Annotated in this window: 2 protein-coding genes; both read right to left on the bottom strand. The window is 46.1% G+C overall.

The window, feature by feature from the left end; all coding sequences use genetic code 11:
- Positions 1–738: CBS domain-containing protein (locus A3761_RS02560; RefSeq protein WP_156491528.1), on the bottom strand; the 738-nt coding region annotated here is incomplete at its 3' end.
- Positions 739–773: 35 nt separating this feature from the next.
- A partial coding sequence (locus A3761_RS26695; protein WP_068749743.1) for a hypothetical protein occupies positions 774–1,255 on the bottom strand: 482 nt, incomplete at its 5' end.

Here is a 1,255-nt window from a genome sequence, read left to right as displayed (position 1 = left end):
GATATTCGCTGTCATCATAGACAGCTGTGTTTCATACACTGTTTGATCGGCTTTTATCGTTCTCAGGCTTGTACTCATTACTTCAGAAACCGGAAGCTGAGGGTCGATTCCTTTAGCTAAAACACGAGAGCGAAGGTCTCTGTCCGTCAATATCCCACACAATTCCCCCTCATCCAAAAGCAAGATAGAACTCACTTTTGCGTCGGACATCTGCAAGGCAGCTTCTTGAATACTGGTCTCTTTCGATGCACACAAAGGCGACTTAACCATCAACTCCGACACCAGCTGGTTGAGTCGGTAATCTCTATACGCCGTGGCGTCGTGACTCGCCTGTTCAGTGATCTGCAAAGACTTATCAGTCTCACGGGAGAAAAACAGCGCAAAGGTATCGTTCTCGGTCGACAGTCTGTCTATAAAGCTCTTTGGCAGGCAATAAACCAGGCTGTCTTCGAGGTAAGTTAATTGAGTTGTGGTGGCGTCAGGCCTTTGTTCACCGCCAACACCATAGATATCACCGCTACTTAAGCGGTCTAGAAATAGACCTTGAGCGTCTTTGAGCTCGACGCTGCCAGAACGTAGTAAGTAAAGTGTTTCATCAAGGCCTTGTTGTTGTATCTCGGTGCCTGCTTTCTCATAGCAAATAGATAACTTCTTCAGGCACAGCTCTAGCGCAGCATCCCCTAACGCACTAAAAGGCGGGCACTGTGATAGAAATTGTTTCTTATCATCTAGCTCCATAAACTTATGACCCTGTATTCAAACGGCGCAAGCCTCTACCAATCATCTCTGGGAAAAATCGTGTCATACTGGAAAAACGTTGTTTCTGTGCTGCCGTAAAATGTGGTCGAATTTGCTAACATCGCCACTCGTAATTCATTCTTATCATCAATTGGGCCTTGTAGTGAGATAGCCCACTGCTCTCCCGCATCATCTGATTTTTCTAACATTAGCGGCTGAGCATCTTTATTTTGTTCACTAACCAAAGCAACTTGTGCTCCCTGTAAAGGGTGATTTGATCGCGCTTTTAGAACTGGCTGACTACCGCCAGTTTGTACCAGCTGAAACTTAACTTCTAAATCCCCATTTCTAAAGGTACATTGCCCGCTCTGATAACGACAGTTAGACCTGGCCACCATGGCATAGCTTTCACCCTGTGCAGCGCTTTCAGGAATATCCGAAACAATATAGTCCGTCGCAAAATAGCTCACAATCGCGAGCAAGGGTGCAACCACCATCGCTGTCGTCATATGTTTGT

Source organism: Oleiphilus sp. HI0123 (assembly GCF_001635315.1).
The sequence above is the reverse complement of the archived record's forward strand: the minus strand, read 5'-3'. Positions and strand labels throughout refer to the sequence as shown.